Below are 17,524 nucleotides of genomic sequence, written 5' to 3'. Positions count from 1 at the left end.
TTTTTTTAGCCATATCACTTGCCTTTGCACCTTTTCATGCCGTCCTTTGTCCTGTAGGAAATTCGATGGATGGAAAAAATCAACGGTGCCCTTTCGTCTGAAAGACACTGGGGGCGGATCGCCTCGACAAGGTCGAGCCCCGGCCGAACCGCGCATTATAATTGCCGTTCAGATTGAATAACCATAGACAATTAGGAAAAAACACATTCGTCACATCGATCCAGGAATCGAAAAACCGGAAGCACACATGGCCCCCCCGTTCAGAGCCCATATAGTTATCCTGCTCGCCGCCCTCCTGGCCTCCCTCTCCGCCTGCTCGGACTCCTCCCCCATCGTCATCGGCTTCTCCGGCCAGCTTACTGGCAAACTCGCCTCCCTCGGCGTCCCCGCCCGCAACGGCGCCCAACTCGCCATCGAAATCATCAACAGACAGGGCGGCGTCAACGGCCGCTCCCTCCAACTCCTGGCCCGAGACGACGGCAACACGCCGGAAAAGGCCCTGATGGTTGACCGGGAACTTGTGGGAGCCGGGGCCGTGGCCGTAATCGGCCATATCACCGGCTCACAGACAAAGGCCGTTTTCCCCTATTTCGAAGAAAATGGCATTGTCCTGATCGCCCCCCTTGACGGTCCACCAGAGCTGACGGGCAAAAAGGACCAGTTCTTCCAGATATCATCCGACCAGAACGTCCAGGCCGGAGAACTGGCCAACTATGCCAACATGGCCCTGAACATAAAGACCGTCGTCATCGTGACGGAAACGGACTACGCCGACTACACCCTCCCACTGGCCAAAACTTTTGCTCGGAATTTCAATCAAGTGGGCGGGAAGGTCCTGACCAGCGTCACCTATTCCACCAAGAGCAGCATGGACTGGGAAACCGTCATCCAACGGCTCATCGTCCTTCAGCCCCAGGCCGTCCTCCTTTTTTGCCCCGCCTACGACGCCGTCTCCCTGATTCAGACGCTCAACACCAACCGGCTGGACATGCAGGTTTTCATCGGCTCCTGGCCCTACTCGGAAATACTGCTGCGCTGGGGCGGGCCGGCTGTGGAAGGCGTGGTCCTCGCCCTCGACTATGCCGAGGACAATCCCAACCCGGAATTCATCAAGTTTCGCGAGGCCTACCGGCATCGTTTCGGGGAAAACCCGAACCATGCCGCAGGGTTCGGATATGAAGCGGTCCTGGCCCTGGCCGCGGCGCTGCAAACGACAAAAGGCCGGGCCGAGGGCCTGGCCGACGCCCTCTCCAACGGCAGGTCCGTGCCGGGCGTGGTGAGCAAGTTCACCTTCAACGAATATGGGGACGCCAAACGGAACATGTTCATCATCACGGTTCTGGATGGCAAATTTTCAACCATCAACGTCAGATAAGACCACAGCCAGGCTCATCCGATGGCCCAGTTGTCACTGCGACAGATCGTTCAGCAAAATCTGACCCGGTGGATGCTCTTACCCAGCATCTGCCTGATCATCCTTCTGGGCGCATTCACGGTCTATCAGAAAACCAAGGAGTTCCGCATGAAGAACTCCGTCCTGTCTCAATCCATCAGCCGCAACCTTTCCGCCCATATCGGCGACGCCGAGATCGGGATCGAGTCCCTGTCGGCAAGCATCACCCGCTATGACCCCTTCTGGTACGGCTGGGTACTGAACAACTTCATCCAGGCCTACCACCACTTCGAGAGACTCATCTACCTGGACGCCAACGGCCAGGTGCTCGCCTCATCGCCCCTGGAATACCACAATCCCCTCGCCATCACCCGCTTTTCAGCCGTCATCGGCCGGGAGCCGAAGATTCTCTCCACCCCCGTCCTTTCGCCGATCTCGGACAATCCGATCATCTACATCGGCGTGCGCGGGGACAACGGCAACATGCTCATCGGCGAACTGAGCCTGCGCGAGCTCTACCGACACGTCGGCAACCTCCTCCCGACCGACGAGGGCATGATAATCCTGTGCGACGCCTACGGCAAACTCATCTCCCATCCCGATTTCAGCAACGTCCAGCAACAGGTCAACATCAGCAATATCGGCTTGTTGTCCGACCAACCCTTCGAAGGGATCAACTCGTCCATCTACAAGGACATGGACACCTACTACCTCGGCACCGTCTCCAAGGTACCCGAGACCGACTGGAGGCTCATCATCGCCAAGCCCCTGGACAAGGTCTTCTTCCCCATCCTTTCCACCCTGATCGCCCTGCTGACCATCATCCTCAGCCTGTTCTTCATCTTCGCCCACTTCCTCCAGCATCGGCTCCGCTACCGGGTGGTCCTGCCCCTGGCCCAGTTCACCGAGTCCATCGAACTTACCGCCAAGGGACGCTATGAGCTGCCCCAAAGCGGCGACAGGCCCTCGTTCACGGAGCTGAGCATCATCGAAGAAAAGTTCAACGACATGGTCCGGCAGATCAACCTGCGTGAGACGGAGATCAAGGAGAGCGAAGAACGTTTCCGCCAACTTGTCGAAAACATTCATGAAGTATATTGGATCACAGACATCGCGGACAACCGCGTCATCTACGCCAGCCCGTCCTACGAAATAATCTGGGCGCGCACCCGCGAGTCGCTCTACGACAACCCCGACTCCTTCTTCCTGGCCATCTGCCTGGAGGACCGGCACCGGGTTGTCGAGGCCGTGAACCAGCTTCGGGTGGAAGGCCTGATCCTGGCCGAGGAGTTCAAGATCATTCTGCCGGACGGCAAGGAACGCTGGATTCGCGCCCAGGCCTACCCCATATACGACGAGGAAGGCGTCCGGGTCCGCCTGGTCGGCGTGGCCGACGACATCACCGAACGCAAAGCCATCCAGCAGGCGCTCATCAAGGCCAAGGGGGACGCCGAAAGCGCAAGCCAGGCCAAGACCGAGTTCCTGACCAATATGAGCCACGAGCTGCGCACCCCGCTCAACGGCATCCTCGGCATGCTCCAGTTGACTCAGGCGACCGGCCTCACCCAGGAGCAAAAGGACTACATCGACACGGCAGTCAACTCCAGCAACGTCCTACTCAACGTCATCAACGACATCCTCAACATCGCCCAGATCGAAGCGGGCAAACTGGTGCTGCACGAGCAGCCCTTCTCCCCGCAGGAGGTGCTGGAGACCATCTTCAAGTTCTTCACCCACGCCACGAATTCCAAGGACGTGGAGCTGCAGATGGAGATGGAGCCCGGCTTCCCCTCCCAGCTCATCGGCGACGAGGTCCGCATCCGCCAAATCCTCTTCAACCTCGTGGGCAACTCGGTCAAGTTCACCGAACACGGCGTCATCTCCGTGTACGTGGAGCCCCTGAAGATCCAACGCCGCAAGGACCGCCTGGGCGTGCTCTTCACCATCAGCGACACCGGCATCGGCATTCCGTCGAACAAGATCGCCTATGTTTTCGAGTCGTTCACCCAGGTGGACGGCACTTATACCCGCCGCCACCAGGGCACCGGGCTGGGCCTGGGCATCGTGAAGAACCTGGTGGACCAGATGAACGGCACCATTGTGGTGGACAGCGAGGAAGGCCAGGGAACGACCATGTACGTCACCCTACAGCTCGGCCTGCCCGAACGGGGCCAGCAGCTCCCGAAACAGGAGCGGCAGACGCTCCAGATGCACCCCGAGAACCTGTCCATCCTGGTGGTCGAGGACGACCGGGTCAACCAGATCGCCATCAGCCGAATGCTGGAAAAGCTGCATCACCAGGCCCTGTGCGTGGACAACGGGAAAAAGGCGCTTGAAATCCTGCGGGAAAAAACGTTCGACTGCATTTTCATGGACATACAGATGCCAATCCTGGACGGACTGGACACCACCCGGCAGATCCGGGCCGAACGGGACAACGAACGGTTCAGAACCATCCCCATCGTGGCGCTCACGGCCCACGCCATGCCCGAGGACCGCGAAAAGTTCCTCAAGGCCGGCATGAACGACTACATTTCCAAGCCGGTCTCGTTCGAGCAGCTTGCCGCCACCCTGCGCCGTGTGACCACGGCCGCCGCGCAGTCCTGAGCCCCTACCACTTGCCCCGGCCGACCGGAATGTAGAAGAATTCAACCCGACGGTTCTGGCGCTTGTTGGCCTCGGTGGTGCTGGGGAACAGCGGCTTGGCGCTGGCGTAGCCCACGGCCTTCATGCGGTTCGGCGGAATGTCGGAATGGGCGAGGATGTAGCGCAGGCATGTGGCCGCCCTGGCGGCGGAGAGCTCCCAGTTGGAATGGTAGAGGCTCGACTCCGGCAGCGCTCCGTCCGTATGCCCTCGGATTATCAGGTTGAAATCCTTGTTTTCCATGCCCGCGATGACGATTTGCAGCGCCTTCTGCGCATCGGGCGTCAGCACCACGGAACCCTTGTCGAACAAGGCCGCGTTGTTGAACCGGAGCATGACGCCGGACTTGTCGTTGCTCACGCGGGCCATGCTGCTCAGGTCGTTGGCCCGGATGAACTGCTTGAGCCGCGCACCAAGCTCGACGATCTCCCGGCTCTCCCGGACGCTGCGCCGCTCCTTGAAGGACGCGTCGGCATAGGGAGTGTTGAGGGCGCTGCTGTCTTCGAGCTGGACGCCCAGGGCGTCCTGGATGGAGCCCAGCATCCGCTTGAAGTTGGTAACGTCGGTGTTGGTGAAGGAAAGGAGCAGGACGAAAAAGCAGAGCAGCAGCGTCACCATGTCGGCAAACGTCGCCATCCATGCCGGAATGCCCTCCTCCCTGGGAGGCCCGTCGGACTGGCCGCCCCGCTCGGCGACCTCCTGCTCTACGGCTTCTTCCTTGGCCATCTCATCCACCTACCAGGCATCGCGCTGGGGCATGTGCAGGTAGAACTCCACCCGCTGATTCTTCTTGCGGTTTTCCTCGGAATCGTTGGGCACGGCCGGGCGCGTGTCCGCATAGCCCACGGCCTTGGCGCGGCTGATCTCGATCCCGCCCTTTTGCAGGATGTAGTCCAGGGCCACGGCGGCCCGCGCGGCCGAGAGCTCCCAGTTGGAGGGGTACTGCCTGGTCGAGATGGGCCGGTCGTCCGTGTGTCCGCGCACCACCAGGTTCAGCTTGTAGTCCTTGAGGACCTTGATGACGCTGTCCAGGATTTCGTGGGCCCGGGGGGTCAGCTCGGCGGAGCCGGGCTTGAACATGGCCGATGAGCTGGCGCTGAAGACCACGCCGTCCCGGTCCGCGGTGACGCCCGCGCCCTCCTTGAGGTCGTTGTCCGTGTTCTCAAGCAGGGATTTGATGCGCATGATGACCCCCAGAATCAGCCTGTCGTCGTGGGAAATCTGGGAGGCCATCTCCTTGGTCGCCTCGGAGCTGGTGTTGAACAGGGCCATCTGGTCCGAGATGGCCCGCACCTCCTTGACGCCGAATGCGCCTTTGATGGAACCCAGGGCGTCGCGGTACTTCTCCTCGCTCTGCTCGGCAAAGGAGAGAAGGAGGACGAAAAAGCAAAGCAGCAACGTCACCATGTCGGCGAAGGTCGCCATCCATGCGGGCAGCCCCTCATCTCCCGGGGGCTCTGCGGGCGGCTTGCGCCGGATGACTTCTTCAGCCGCTTTGTCAGCCATGGCGGTCCCGCGGTCCCCTAGCCTTCACGAATGGCGGGCGACAGGAAGGCCTGGAGCTTTTCCTTGACGATGGTGGGATGGTCCCCGCGCTGCAACGAAGAGACGCCTTCGATCATGATCTGCATGAACAGGGCATCCTCGGCCGAGCGCTCCTCCAGCTTGGTGGCGAGGGGCAGAAAGACGACGTTGGCCATGATGGCCCCGTAGAAAGTTGTCAGCAGGGCGACGGCCATGGCCGGGCCGATGGAGGACGGGTCGGAAAGATTGGAGAGCATATTGACCAGACCGATCAGGGTGCCGATCATGCCGAAGGCCGGGGCCATGGCGCCCATGCCCTTGAACACGGCCTGGCCCTGGCGGTGGCGCTGTTTCATGAACTCCAGCTCGATCTCCATGACCGAGCGGACCAGCCCCTCGCTGGAGCCGTCCACGACCAGCATGACGCCCTTCTTGAGAAACTGATCCTCGATGTTTACCTTTTCCAGGGCGACCAGGCTCTCCCTGCGGGCGGTCTCCGCCAGGCTGGTGATGAGCCGGATGATCTCCTGCGGATCGTTGGACTTGAACAGCAACGTCTTCAGGCCGACCTTGATGGTCCTGATGACCACACCCAAGGGAAACATGACGAAGGCCACGGCGAAGGTGCCGCCGATGACGATGACGATGGAGGGGATGTCCACGAAGCCGGCGGCGTTGCCCCCCATGAAGATGGAGGTGACGACCAGGCCGAAGGCTCCCACGAGTCCGATAAGCGTTGCAATATCCATAAATTATCTTTTTTTCTTGCTGGCCGAGGTCCCGATGCCGACCTCGCCGTTATCATAGTAGAAATACACGTCTTCCAGAAAATCGTCTATCCTCAGAAATGCCGATCCGATGCTGATCTCGACCCCCGGCTTGACCACGCCGGGCACGAGGATCTTACAGCGCTCCACCTGCTCGGTTCCACGGATTCCCTCCCATAGCTTGGCCTTGAGCAGCTTGAGCAGAGCATATTCCCGCTGGGCCGCGTCAAGCTTGGGGCCCAAATCCGCTTGGGCGTCCTTGTCTTTTGCTAACACCTTTTCATAGGTTTTGATATTCTCATATATCTTTTTTATCCGCCGGTTGTACTCGGCGTCGGCGTACAGCAGCGTCGAATCGTACCCCATGGTCAGGCAGGTGTTGGTATCGAGTCCCCCGCCCAACTGCTCGCCCACGTAGATGTACTCGTGGCAGTATATGTCTCCGCCGGTCAGACGGCCGCCCACGGCCAGCCGTCTGCCGCAGTACACGTCAGTATGCATCAACGCGCCCTTGACCAGGATGTCGCCGCCGGACTTGAGGGTGGCGAACTCGCAGAACGAGAGCTTCATCTCCCGCCCCGCCTCCAGGAAGGCCTCCTTGCTGCCCTTGACGCCGCCCCGGCAGCGCAGGTCGCGCAGGGCCTCGATGTGCGCCCCCTCGACCTGCCCCTGGACGGAGATGTTCCGCCCCTGGACCATGAACCCGCTGCGCACGCTGCCGCCGACGGTCATGTTGCCGATAAAATTGATGTTGCCGGTATGGAAATCCACGTCTCCCGGAACCGTGATTTCCTCCTCGACCACGATTTTGCCCTCATGATAGCTTACGCTGCCGTTGACGGCGGCGAAGAGGCGGTCGCCGTCGCTCCGCTTGATGCCGGTTCCCCTGCCAGCGGGAAAGATCTTTTCTTCATGGATGAAACGCGGATCGGGCGATTCCTCGTCGCCCGGGTCCACCCATTCGGCTATAACGCTGCCCGCCTCCACGTTCTGCACGAAGTGAAGGTCGTAATGATCGACGCTGCCGTCCTCCAACAGCCGGGGCTTGCGCACGCTCTGGTCGAGATCCGGATCGAAATGGTGTTTCAGCAAATAGGGCATGAAGTCTCTGAGCGGTATGCTGAGCGACCGCCCGCTTCGGGGACGCGTCAACCAACCGGGATAAAACATTTTTAACAACTAGTAATCGTATTCCAATTCACGTTCGTCGTCAATGCGGCACTGTTGCGGCCGGGTGAAATTGCGACATCACATTAAAAACGGCCTTCCCTAAAGTTTTCCCGCGAGTTGCCGATAAAATGCACGTAAGCGGCAAATCAGGCGGGATGATTCGTGTAACACCAGGGAGGGAGGCCATGAATGTTCCCGAAAGCGTAATCGAAACCAGGCAGGGAGCCAGCTCGGAGAGCGTTTTCCCGGCCAAGGCGGCAGACAGGCCGCCGGGACAGGACCGGAACAACCGGAGCGAATCCGACGGCGCGGGCGCAAGCGGCGCAGCAAGCGCCAAGGGCGTTTCGCGAGAAACCGTGAACACCCTCGTATCCGAAATGGAAACCCGGCTTGAGCAAAATAACGTCCAGTTGAAGTTCAACATCTTGGAAGAAGACGATTCCGTCCAGGTGGAGATCATTGACGGCGACGGCAAGACCATTCGCAAGATCCCCAGCGACGAGCTAGTCAACCTCTCGAAGTCACTGAAGAACCTCGACCGCGGCTTCCTCGACGAGATTTCGTAGCCAAAGACCGACGATCCGTACGAATCCTCCCCCGTCCCCACACGGGACGGGGGGGGGCTTTCCGCTTGCGCGCCGGACGGACTTGCCAAGGAGGCTTCCCTGCTGCATATTATGCGTAGGCGGCGCGCAACGCCGCGGGAGGAAGCCATGTCCGATTTTTCCATCTCCGTCATGTCCATGGCGTCCAAGGCCGTCGACAACCAGATGTCCGGCTACGAGATGACGAACGACACCATCCGCACAGACCTCTCCGGCGTGAGCAACGAGCGCCTGGAGTCGGAACAGACCATCGTGGGCGCGGAGGTCGCCTCGCGCACCGAAGACTACCTCGGCTCGGGCGCGGACCTGAGCTCCACCGGCACGGACGTTGACGTCCGCCAGGGAGTCAACAGCTTCCTGGACACCGGGTTCGGCAGCATTGCCGACAAGATCGCCTAACCTCCCTTTCCCCGCCGACGAAAAAGGCCCCGTCCGAGGACGGGGCCTTTCCATTTTCATTGATACGCCAGGTTACCAGGCCTTTTCGCGCTGCTTGGCCAGGGCGGCCTCCTGTTCGTCAAAGGACTCGAATCCGGCGTGGCGCATGGCGTCCCAGACCGTGTAGTCCCAATCCCAACTGGCATAGATGACCGGCTTGTGGAACATGGACCGGAACTGCTGCATTTCCTGGCGGTAGAACTCCTCCTTGGGGGTCTCCATGTGCTCGCGCAACTGCTCGCTGAAGCGATCCAGTTCGCCCTCGTACCACTCCATGAAGTCCTCGGGGGACTTGTACTTCTTCAGGATGTGGCCGTAGCTGTTGGCTTCCAGGAGTTCGCACAGGTTGTGCATGTGCTGCTTCTTGAGCCACTTGCCCAGGTCGCGGGTGGCAATGCTCTCGCTCTCCACTTCCGCCATGTCGAGCTTGGTCTGGAGGTAGGTGTCCGGCACGACCGAGGCGGAGACGATGCCCGCGATGGCCACCAGGCCGCGCAGGATGACGCTGTTGCTGACGCCCTGGCCGCAGAAGCCGACCTTCTTGCCGTACTTCTGCCCGGCGAAGATGGCGGAGAGGATGGCCCAGACCACGGCCGGGTCCTCCTCGTCGTAGATATGCTGAAGGCTGGCGTTGTCGCGGTCGGTGGCCAGCACCATCTGGGTCATGTCGTTGGACCCGATGGAGAAGCCGTCGACTTCCTTGATGAATTCCTTGCACAGGACCGCGTTGCTCGGGATCTCGGCCATGAGAATGACCTTGAGGCCGTCCTTGCCGGATTCCAGGTTGTGCACCTGCTTGAGGTACCGCTTCATGCTGCGGGCCTCCTCCAGGGTGCGCACGAACGGGAACATGATGCACAGGTTCTTGCCGCCGTAGATGCCCCGGGCCAGCTTGAAGGCCTCGAGCTCCCAGTCGTGAATGTTGCGCGAGACGCCGCGATACCCGATCATCGGGTTGTCCTCGTGGGCCTCGAACAGGGAGCCGCCCAGCAGGTTCCTGTACTCGTTGGACTTGAAGTCCGTGGTCCGGTAGACGATGTCCTTGCCGTAGAAGGCCATGGCGAACAGGGCCAGCCCCTGGGACAGGGTCTGGATGTAGTTCTCCTTGCCGGAGTTGTAACCACGGGATTCGAGGAGGTGGCGGATACGGTCGGGCAACGTGGCGACCTCGTCCATCTCGGACTTGAGGCCCATCTTGAGGGCCACTTCCTCACGCAGGGCGGTCACCTGGTCCAGGTAGGAGACAATCTCCGGATCGTTCTTGAGCCGCTTGACGTAGTCATCCACGATCTGCTCATGCTCCTGGCGCAGCTTCCAGGCCTCGGAACGGGCCTCGGGCATGGGATCGAGCATGTCGGTGAAGCCGAGGATGACGGCCACATGGGCCTCCAGGTCCATGGAGGTCTTGAGCACGTCCAGACGGTCGGTGGCCAGGGAGATGTGTTCGTCGAGCTTGTGATCCATCTCGCGCAGCTTGCGGTGCATGGCCAGCACCTCATCGGTGCTGCGGGTGCCCTCCTGCTCGGCCAGGGCGTCCATCTTCTTGGAAAGCCCGGTGATCAGCCCGACGTATTCACGCAGCTTGAGCGGCATACGGATCAGGCCGTCGGCCAACTGTTCCTTCATGACCTTGGTCAGCCGCTCGTCCATCTGCTTGAGCTTCTCGTCCACCAGGTCGTTCAGGGTGTCCTTGTCGTAGGCCTCCAGCGCCATGGGGTGCACCCCGATGTTGCCGAGCATGAACTCGGCGCGCAGCAGCCCGACCTCGAAGTCGGGCACCTGGCGCAGGCGGGACAGGAACAGGGCCTGGCCCACGTCGGCCAGGATCAGGCCGACCTTGGTCTTGGTCGGGGGCAGTTCCGCCACGTTGATCTCGCCGCCGACTTCCACCAGGGGCAACTCGCCCCGGTAGACCTTGCCCCGGGAGCCGTCCACGGTGACTTGCTGGCCGTCCAGGGAGCGAATGGCCTCGATGCGCTGGATGCCGATGATAGCCGGGATGCCCAGTTCGCGCGAGGTGATGGCGGCGTGGCTGGTGTCGCCGCCCACGTCCGCCAGGATGGCCGAGGCGATGCGCATTCCCGGCACCATGTCCGGGTCGGTGCGCGCGGCGGCCAGGATGTCGCCCTTGTTGATCTTGTTCAGCTCCAGGGCGGAACGCAGGAACTTTACGGTTCCCTGCCCCGCGCCCCGGGACGCGCCGTTGCCTTCCAGGAGGGTCTCGGCCGATTCGATGGCCTTCTTGTCCACTTCCAGGCGGCGCATGAATATGGTGTGGGGATGCTGCTCGAAGTCCTCGTTCCACCGGGTCTCCGGCCGGGCCTGGACAAACCAGAGGCGGTCGGTCTTGTCGATGCAGAACTCGGTGTCCATGATCATCCCGCCGTAGGCCTTGGAAATGGCCCGGACGCCCTGGGCGACCATCTCGGCCTGGGCGATGGACAGGGCCCAGCGGGTCACCTCGTTCTCCGGCACCTTGACTACGTGGGTGCCGCTGCCATCCTCGCGGTAGACGATCTTCTTGTCCTTGCAGCCCATGTAGCGGATGACCACCTCGCGGCCGCCATCACGCTGGAATACATAAAATTTGTCCGGGGTGACCATGCCGCCGACAACCGCTTCGCCAAGACCGTAGCTGGCGTCGATGGAGACTAGGTCGTTGCGGTCCGTGCCCCGGCAGCCGGTGGCGGTATCGGCCGAGAAGGCCGTGCCTGAGATGATCGGGTTGATCATGCGCATGAGGCAGACCGAGAGGGAAGTGTGCTCGATGGCCCACTCCTTCTTGGCGCGTTCGGCGATGGAATCGTCGCCCGTCTCCTCGGCCTTGGTGATGGCGTCGAGAATGGCCTCTCGGCGGTAGGTCATGGAGCGCAGGTTGTAGGCCGAAGCGCAGTCCCAGTGGTAGGCTTCGAGGCAGCCGTCGGCCCCTATAATATTGAGATAGGTGTCCTGGAGGCCGGCGAAGGCCTTCTTGCGGCTGTCCTCGCCTGCGGCTGATGAACGCACGGCTACGGGCACGTCGTCCATGCCCGCTTCCTTGCAGATGGCCAGGTACGCGCCCTTGACCTCCTTGGCGATCTCCTCGGGGACGGTCACGGAAAGGATGGCCGACTGGACGAGCACGGAACGCTTGCGCAGTTGGTCAATGCCCTCCGGGGAGGTGGCGAACCCTTCGACCACGTTGTTGACGAAGGTGCGCAGCTTGATGGGCGTGCCCGACTGCTTGGAGGACTGCTCGTTGATCTTCTTGCCGACGAGACGGACGAAATTCTGCAGGAAGTCGGAGTCCTGGTTGACCTCGTCGGAATGCCAGTCGACGTTGTTGTATTCCTTGTCCACGATGGAGCGGACCACGGCCGCGTTGACCTTGGTCTCGTCCAGAATGGTGTGGAAGGCGATCGAGGAAATGGCCCGGAACTCCGGAGCCCTGATGCCGGGGACCTGACTGATGATGGCGGTGTTGTAGTTCTTGCCGCCCACCAGCAGTTCGGCATCCTCGCCGATTTTCTTGATGTCGGCTCCGTTCAGAATCATTTTGCTTTTCAGGGTTTCCGTCTTGGCCGGAGCTTTTGCCTTCTCGGCGTCGGCGGTCTCGGCGGTCTTCTTCTGATTTTTGGCCATTGTTTCCTCCGGGGCTGCGCGCGGTCCGTTGCGGCCCGTCTGGTCCGAACCACCCTTTCGGGTCCCGCGGCTACCTGAATTGTGGAATGAACAAGTCAACAAAAAACCCAGACTGGAATTCAGCTAACCACCGCTTACAGGGTATCCATCGGCTTCGTCAATGAATCTATTGGTCCGACCAATATACCATTTTCAAACAATATTTCCTGCCAACAACGACGAACAAAGGGCGCATCAGCATATAATTCAATAAAAAAACAAAGAGTCGACAGGGCATTACACCCTGTCGACTCCGATTTATCCATTTTCCTTCTGGTGAGATGCTCGAATCGAGTGAATGAACCAATTCACCCTTTCGGACAATTTTTTCTAGATCTTCTGGCCGCAGTTGGGACAGAAGTTGGCCCGCTCGAAGGGCATTTCCGTCTTGCAGGTGGGGCAGATGCCAGCCGCCGGTCCAAGCTCCACGAGCAGCTCCCCTTCCACCACCGGGACCATCTTCTTGTCCTCGGTGAAGTTGGCGGACTTGAGCACGCGGCGGACCATGCCGTCCATGGGCGCAAGCACCGACTTCTCCTGCTTCATGATGGAGATGTTGAACAGCTCCTCGCCCGTCTTGACCATGTCGCCGGGACGGACGTGCATGACCCACAGGTCGCCGTTGCTGGGCGAACCAACCTGGAACGGATTGGAAGGGTCGGCCATGGGCGTGGCCTCGCGGCCGCCCACGTCGGGCTCCGCCACCTTGACCTGATGGCTCATGATCTCGGAGTCGAGCACATAGCGGACCACGGCCATGCCGTTCTCGTCCGGCTCGGAGATGTCGAGGATGCGCATGCGGTGCGGCTTCTTGCAGTTGCCCTGGAAGTTGAGCACCTCGCCCTTCTCCAGCCCCTCGAACCACACGTCCACCGGCAGGTTGTTGATATTGCCGAACTTCTCGCAGAAGTCGATGGTGGTAATGGCGTCGCCCGGATGGTTGAGATACATGACGAACTCTTCCTCGGTGGGCTGGCGATGCAGGCGGGACTGAAGGGCCTCCTTCTCGGCGGCCAGGTCCACGTCGGCCAGGGTCTCCAGGGGGGAAGCCTCGGTACGCTTGGCGATGGCGGCCTCCCATCCCTTGCCGAAGGCGGACTGGTAGACCCAGTCGGCCGGGAAGCCCAGGGGCAGCCGCCCGAACTTGCCGAGCAGCAGGTTGCGGAAGGCGTCGTTGGAGTCCCGGTAGAGGTCGAGCCGGGCCTCGCGCTCCAGATCGGTCAGGTCCTCCTCCTTGCACAGCGTGACGATGTCCAGGATGTTCAAAAGCTTGCGCACCTCACGCTCACCGCCCCGCTTGTAGGCCCCGGTCACGCCCAGGAACGCGGTGTTCCAGGTGATCTGGGAGCCGGGGGTGACGTCGTGGTAGCGCACGATCTTGCGCGTGCCCTCCAGGAACTTGAGCATGTACGGGAGCAGGCGGATGTAGCCCTGCTTGAGCGCGCCCTCCTGGGAGGAGGAAGTTGCGCCGCCCGGCATGCCGTGGCGGACCACGTCGTGATCGATGCCCTGGAAGAACGGGGCCGTGTACCGGTCATAGTACGGCATGATCTGCTTGAGCAGAAAGTTGGTGGACCGGATCATGTCCTTGTCCAGGTGCGTCTTCAGGCCTATTTCGTCCTCGATGTAGGAGGCGGTGGAGAGAACCTCGCCCTGGCCGTACCAGCGCACGGAAGCGCCGAGGGCCACGTCCACGATGTGCGCGCCCGCCTCGGCCGCCGCGCCCATTGTCGGAACGAACAGGCCGTCGGTATAGTGGCGGTGGCTGTGGATGACCAGATCGGGATACTTCTTGACGATGGCGCCGATCAGCTCGCGCATGAACCGGGGCGGGCAGACGCCCGCCATGTCCTTGAGCCCGAGAATAATCATGCGCTGGGCCTTCTTCTTGCTCACGCCCGCCACGTCGGCGCACATGGCGATGATGTCGCCGACCACCGTCAGGTAGCGCTTCGCGTCGAAGCCCTTGGCCCAGGACAGGGAGATGGCGGGCTCGAAGATGTTCTTGGTGGAGCTGAGCGCCACCTCGGCGAAAGGCCGCATGTTTTCGATATGGTTAAGGAAGTCGAAGCAGCGGATGATATCGTAGTGCTCATTGATCATCTCGCCGGTGAGGCGCATGACGTTTTTGGGCTGCGGCTTGTAGCCGAGCACATTGGTGGAGCGGACCAGGATTTGCTTCAGGGTGTTGGGCGCGAACTTGTTCCACTCGGCCGCCTCGGTGAAGGGATAGGTCATGTTGGCCAGCATGGCCACGTGGAAATGCGCGCCGCCGCCATTCTCCAGGGAGAAGAAGCCGCACTTGTCCAGGTGAGGGCCGATGATGGCGTCCTCGGCCATGCGGAAGCGGTTGCCGCTGTTGGACTGGGTAATGTCGCGGGTCGTGGTGTCGGTCATGTGCACGATCCCGGCCTCGCGGTCGGAGCGCAGGGCGTCGAGGATCGTGTCGCGATCCATGCCGCGCATGAACCTCTGCTCGAACCAGGAGGAAGCCTCCGGCGGCTCGGCCAGGGCGAACCGCCCCACCCGCCTGTCCTCGCGACCCCGATACTCGCCGAGCTGAACGTACTTGTTGTAGCCCAGGGCGGAAACCTCGGCCACCAGCCGGGTCAGGCGCAGGGAGTCGGGCTCGCGGTCCTTGTAGTCCATGAGTTCGGCGAAGTTCTGGCGGATGAAGTTGGTGTCGTAGTCCGCATGGATGAACTTGGGATGGGCCACGATCTTGCGGTGGAACGGGATGGTGGTCTTGACCCCGCCGACCATATACTCGCGCAGGGCGCGGTTCATCAGCGCGACGACCTTCTTCCACGAGTTGCCGTAGGCGATGAGCAGCGCGGCGGCCGAGTCGTAGTTGGACGGGAAATAGTAGCCGTCGCCCACGCAGGAGTCGATGCGGATGCCCTGGCCGCCGGGCGAGATGTAGCGAGTGATGCGCCCGGAGTTGGGCTCGAAGTTCTTCTGCGGGTCCTCGCAGTTGATGCGGCACTGGAATGCCCACTGGAACGGCTTGGTGTTCTCCTCGGTGCAACGCAGCTCTGCGCCGAAGGCGATGGCGATCTGCTCCTCCACCAGGTCGATGCCGTAACGGCATTCGGTAATGCCATGCTCAACCTGGAGCCGGGTGTTGACCTCGATGAGGTAGGGCACGCCCTTGGCGTCCACCAGGAACTCCACGGTGGCCAGGGAGTAGTAGCCCACGGCCAGGACCAGGCGCTTGGAGTATTCCTTGAGCTGGGCGCGCAGCTTCTCGGTGTACTTGGGCCACGGGGAAGGCGTGATCTCCACGAGCTTCTGGTGGTTGCGCTGCACCGAGCAGTCGCGCTCGTCAAAACAGAAAACGTTGCCGTACTGGTCGGCCACAACCTGAATCTCAATGTGGCGGACCGAGGTCAGCAGCTTCTCGACGTACAGGCGCGGGTTGCCGAAGGAGGCCTGGGCCAGGGCGGACGCCTTGGAAAAGGCGTTTTCCAGGTCCTCGTCCTTGTAGACCTCGTAGATGCCGCGTCCGCCGCCGCCGCCCTCGGCCTTGAGCATGACCGGGAAGCCGATCTCCTTGGCGATCTTGCGCGCCTCGGGGATGGATACCGCGCCCTCGGAGCCGGGCACGACAGGCACGCCCTGCTCGATGGCGAGCTTGCGCACGGCCACCTTGTTGCCCAGGATGCGCATGGGCTCCTGGGGAGGGCCGATGAAGATGATGCCCGCCGCCTTGCATTTGGCGGGGAAGCTGTCGTCCTCGGAGCAGAACCCCCAACCGGGGTGGATGGCGACCGCGCCGTGTGCCTTGGCCTCGCGGATGACCAGATCGAGGTCGAGATAGGCTCGCGGATCGGAGCCGAGCATCAGCAGCTCGTTGGCGCCGGAGGAGGCCGGAGAGGTTTTGTCCACGTCGGTGGCGGTCATGATCGCCTTGGCGTCGAACATTTCCGTGATGGAGCGGCAGATACGGCGCGCCGGGATACCCCGGTTGGCGACGAGAATCCGCTTGCCCCGAACCTCTTCGAGTACCTCTTCAAAGGACTTCGGCTTCATGGAATTCACTGATCTCCTTGAGCAATAAGAATGTAATACCGGTCACGCGGGCCCCGCGCTGCATCAAAAGCGCGGCGTCCGGAGAGGAAATATGGAACCGGAGTAAAGGACGGTGTCCCTTTCTCCTCGCGACATGACGAGCCCACCGTTGGAAGACAACCCCTTGACGACCGCCGTATACTTTCCCTCGCCGCCTTCCCGGACCAGGACCGTTTGCCCCAACCAGGCAAGACGGTTCGCAACCCGGACCAGAAATCGGGCAGGCGTCCAGTCGTCAAGCAAATATTCGTACACGCTTTTCCCACGGGTTACAAGCGTCCGCCACAGCCCCAACGCGGTGAGCCGGTGGTCGGGGATTTGCAGAATCCCGGCCGGGACCGAACGATCTTCGCGCATCATGTCGTCGGGCGGCGAGGCGACGAGATTCAAACCCATCCCCAGAACAACCACGTTTCTCGCCTCCTCGATGAGAATGCCGCCGACCTTGCGCCCTTCCAGGAGCAGGTCGTTGGGCCACTTGAGCTGCGCATAGGCCCCCAGCTCCAACAGCACTTCGCTGAACACGTAGCCGAGGAGCAGCGGGCGCAGGTCGGCCAGGGCCTCGCGCCACGGGCCGGACGCGGGCGGTCCGGGCAGAACCACGGAGACGTGCAAATTGCCGGGGGTGGAGACCCACGGCCGCCTGAGCTGCCCCCGGCCGCCGCCCTGCTCCACGGCCGCCACGCTCCCCCAGGGGCCGAGGACGCCGGAGCCGGCCAGCCCCCTGGCCGCAGTCATGGTCGTGACGCAATCCCGGACGATCACCGTGGGCGGCGCGTCGCGACAGGAGCCAAGGAGAAATGTCGAGCCCGCCTCCTCCACCACCTCGCCAAAGGGGCCGCAGGCCGCCATGGCCTCCCCCCAGGACGGGTGCGACGCGGCGACGCTGGCGGAGTCGGACGGCGGCACATCGCCCCCGTCCCCGGATTTCCACAGAAAAATTCCTTGTGGCAGCATGGTTTACCTTATGCTATATCCTGGCGCATGAAGTTATATCTCGCCGGCGGCGCCGTCCGCGACCTGCTCCTGGGGCGATCCTTTGCCGACCGGGACTACCTGGTAACGGAGACCTCGAAGGAAACGTTCCAGGCCGAGCATCCGGCAGCCAGGGAGGTGGGGCACGCCTTTCCGGTCTTTCTGCTGGAGGGGCTCGAATTCTCGTTCCCGCGCGCAGAGCTCATGGAACATGAACTACGGTCCAGGGACCTGACTGTCAACGCCCTGCTCCTCGACGAGGACGGCGAACTGGTCT

The 17,524-nt window shown here is 61.7% G+C and carries 11 protein-coding genes and 1 pseudogene; 5 read left to right on the top strand and 7 right to left on the bottom strand.

Annotated elements, in window-relative coordinates:
* The first annotated feature begins 247 nt into the window (after window positions 1-247).
* Complete coding sequence (locus PHP91_RS14340) at window positions 248-1,375, top strand: ABC transporter substrate-binding protein (protein ID WP_300142092.1); 1,128 nt, start codon at window positions 248-250, stop codon at window positions 1,373-1,375.
* Between the two features lie 72 nt (window positions 1,376-1,447).
* Window positions 1,448-4,000 (top strand): response regulator, encoded by a 2,553-nt coding sequence (locus PHP91_RS14335; RefSeq protein ID WP_300142090.1) that lies wholly within the window; start codon window positions 1,448-1,450, stop codon window positions 3,998-4,000.
* 4 nt (window positions 4,001-4,004) lie between these two features.
* Here PHP91_RS14335 and PHP91_RS14330 read toward each other — a convergent pair whose 3' ends face one another.
* Genes PHP91_RS14330 through PHP91_RS14315 form a run of 4 tightly spaced genes read right to left on the bottom strand, consistent with a single transcriptional unit; the run spans window position 4,005 to window position 7,429 of the window.
* Window positions 4,005-4,763, bottom strand: coding sequence for a flagellar motor protein MotB (locus PHP91_RS14330; RefSeq protein WP_300142087.1), 759 nt, complete (start codon window positions 4,761-4,763; stop codon window positions 4,005-4,007).
* Between the two features lie 9 nt (window positions 4,764-4,772).
* Entirely contained in the window at window positions 4,773-5,543 is a 771-nt protein-coding gene (locus tag PHP91_RS14325) for a flagellar motor protein MotB (protein WP_300142084.1), read from the bottom strand.
* 17 nt (window positions 5,544-5,560) lie between these two features.
* Window positions 5,561-6,310: a MotA/TolQ/ExbB proton channel family protein gene (locus PHP91_RS14320; RefSeq protein ID WP_300142081.1), complete on the bottom strand. Its 750-nt coding sequence runs from the start codon at window positions 6,308-6,310 to the stop codon at window positions 5,561-5,563.
* Window positions 6,311-6,313: 3 nt separating this feature from the next.
* Window positions 6,314-7,429, bottom strand: a complete 1,116-nt coding sequence (locus PHP91_RS14315; RefSeq protein WP_300142078.1) for a FapA family protein — start codon at window positions 7,427-7,429, stop codon at window positions 6,314-6,316.
* Window positions 7,430-7,683: 254 nt separating this feature from the next.
* Between PHP91_RS14315 and PHP91_RS14310 the strand changes: the two genes are divergently transcribed.
* Together PHP91_RS14310 and PHP91_RS14305 are read left to right on the top strand one after the other, a co-directional pair.
* Entirely contained in the window at window positions 7,684-8,064 is a 381-nt protein-coding gene (locus PHP91_RS14310; RefSeq protein WP_300142075.1) for a flagellar protein FlaG, read from the top strand.
* Between the two features lie 147 nt (window positions 8,065-8,211).
* Complete coding sequence (locus PHP91_RS14305; protein WP_300142072.1) at window positions 8,212-8,502, top strand: hypothetical protein; 291 nt, start codon at window positions 8,212-8,214, stop codon at window positions 8,500-8,502.
* Window positions 8,503-8,574: 72 nt separating this feature from the next.
* On the opposite strand, the gene PHP91_RS14300 is transcribed toward PHP91_RS14305, so the two are convergent.
* The 3 genes from PHP91_RS14300 to PHP91_RS14290 all read right to left on the bottom strand — a co-directional run bounded on the left by PHP91_RS14300 (window position 8,575) and on the right by PHP91_RS14290 (window position 17,181).
* Entirely contained in the window at window positions 8,575-12,162 is a 3,588-nt protein-coding gene (locus PHP91_RS14300; RefSeq protein WP_300142069.1) for a PEP/pyruvate-binding domain-containing protein, read from the bottom strand.
* Between the two features lie 369 nt (window positions 12,163-12,531).
* Window positions 12,532-16,233, bottom strand: a complete 3,702-nt coding sequence (locus PHP91_RS14295) for a pyruvate carboxylase (RefSeq protein WP_300142066.1) — start codon at window positions 16,231-16,233, stop codon at window positions 12,532-12,534.
* 63 nt (window positions 16,234-16,296) lie between these two features.
* Entirely contained in the window at window positions 16,297-17,181 is an 885-nt protein-coding gene (locus PHP91_RS14290; RefSeq protein WP_300142063.1) for a biotin--[acetyl-CoA-carboxylase] ligase, read from the bottom strand.
* Between the two features lie 75 nt (window positions 17,182-17,256).
* Between PHP91_RS14290 and PHP91_RS14285 the strand changes: the two are divergent.
* Window positions 17,257-17,524: pseudogene (locus PHP91_RS14285) on the top strand (tRNA nucleotidyltransferase); the annotation flags it as partial.

It is taken from the genome of Pseudodesulfovibrio sp. (genome assembly GCF_028692895.1).
Lineage (GTDB): Bacteria > Desulfobacterota > Desulfovibrionia > Desulfovibrionales > Desulfovibrionaceae > Pseudodesulfovibrio.
Note: the sequence above shows the minus strand (reverse complement) of the source record. Positions and strands in the feature narration are given on the sequence as shown.

Bases quoted from the DNA above. Each gene is read 5' to 3' on its own strand.
- PHP91_RS14340 (WP_300142092.1), top strand. From the start codon at position 248: ATGGCCCCCCCGTTCAGAGCCCATATAGTTATCCTGCTCGCCGCCCTC.
- PHP91_RS14335 (WP_300142090.1), top strand. From the start codon at position 1,448: ATGCTCTTACCCAGCATCTGCCTGATCATCCTTCTGGGCGCATTCACG.
- PHP91_RS14330 (WP_300142087.1), bottom strand. From the start codon at position 4,763: ATGGCCAAGGAAGAAGCCGTAGAGCAGGAGGTCGCCGAGCGGGGCGGC.
- PHP91_RS14325 (WP_300142084.1), bottom strand. From the start codon at position 5,543: ATGGCTGACAAAGCGGCTGAAGAAGTCATCCGGCGCAAGCCGCCCGCA.
- PHP91_RS14320 (WP_300142081.1), bottom strand. From the start codon at position 6,310: ATGGATATTGCAACGCTTATCGGACTCGTGGGAGCCTTCGGCCTGGTC.
- PHP91_RS14315 (WP_300142078.1), bottom strand. From the start codon at position 7,429: ATGCCCTATTTGCTGAAACACCATTTCGATCCGGATCTCGACCAGAGC.
- PHP91_RS14310 (WP_300142075.1), top strand. From the start codon at position 7,684: ATGAATGTTCCCGAAAGCGTAATCGAAACCAGGCAGGGAGCCAGCTCG.
- PHP91_RS14305 (WP_300142072.1), top strand. From the start codon at position 8,212: ATGTCCGATTTTTCCATCTCCGTCATGTCCATGGCGTCCAAGGCCGTC.
- PHP91_RS14300 (WP_300142069.1), bottom strand. From the start codon at position 12,162: ATGGCCAAAAATCAGAAGAAGACCGCCGAGACCGCCGACGCCGAGAAG.
- PHP91_RS14295 (WP_300142066.1), bottom strand. From the start codon at position 16,233: ATGAAGCCGAAGTCCTTTGAAGAGGTACTCGAAGAGGTTCGGGGCAAG.